The sequence below is a fragment of the Bartonella sp. ML69XJBT genome, assembly GCF_028618515.1.
Lineage (GTDB): Bacteria > Pseudomonadota > Alphaproteobacteria > Rhizobiales > Rhizobiaceae > Bartonella.
Genome location: NZ_JAQITB010000131.1, coordinates 1 through 1,010 on the forward strand (window position 1 = coordinate 1; position 1,010 = coordinate 1,010).

Annotated in this window: 1 protein-coding gene; it reads left to right on the top strand. The window is 35.5% G+C overall.

Features of this window, described 5'->3' with window-relative positions; genetic code table 11:
- On the top strand, positions 1 to 158 hold a 158-nt coding region (locus PVV68_RS10770; RefSeq protein WP_404978448.1), incomplete at its 5' end, for an autotransporter outer membrane beta-barrel domain-containing protein.
- Between the last annotated feature and the right edge of the window lie 852 nt (positions 159 to 1,010).

A 1,010-nucleotide genomic window follows, 5' to 3' on the forward strand; every position in this document is an offset into this window, starting at 1 on the left:
TTGATCCCATGGGAACTTTGCTTGAAGGTGGACTTGGTGTCAGTGCTCAATTGTCTTCAAACGTTTCGCTTCATGGTGATGTCAGCTATCAACAAAAACTACAAAAGACTGGTATATCCGGAGCAAGCTTTTCAGGCGGAATACGCTATCAGTTTTAAGAAAAAGGTGTAAAAACAACTGTATCATTATTCCATTCGCTTTAGTAAAAAGACAGCACTCTCTGTGCTGTCTTTTGTTTTTGCTCAATCTACCATGAGCATATCAATCAAAGTAACTGTTCTACCTTCACACTCAAACTTGCTCTCTCAAAGGATTTATCGAGTTGCACTTTCCTATACGCTTCCCTGAAATGAGCAATCTCTCTAAAACCAAATAGAACAAAGTGCTTCATCTCCAAATTGAGACGAAGCTCTCAAAAAAGTTTTATTTTTATCAAATCGGCACACCTCAACAAGAGCCCTTTTATATTGATAAAAATACACCATATCTTCGCTTTATGTTTTAAAATACACAATACGCACTTGTTTCTTCTTCTATGGAGAAGAAAATTTATAGAAACTGAAAGCTGTGTGTCAGCGCAGAACATTTCGTCTTAAAAAAACTCTATAAAACTTTCATGACAACAAACTTTCTCAATAAGCCATGTTTCAAAACATCCTGTTTCAGAGTGTGTATGAAACGCAGACGTAATCAAAGCAAGCTTTTCTGCAAACCACGTGTAGTGACCTGTATTGTCATCTTAAAAGTTTTTCTAACGTTCATGATTAAGCGGATAGAGAGCACACATAATACTTCGTTTTGTTCTTTACATAAAAAACATAATGATATAAGAACCGCCTAGGTACTTGCGCCATCAGGGGAAGGAAGTAAGCATCAAAGGCATACCAATACTAAAGGCATATCTATGTGTAAGAAATCTATTTATAAGAAAAACTTTTTGTTATGTACAATTGCTGGAACTTTCATTTTTTCTCATTTAACTCCAACTTATGCAAATACACAAACTCCTA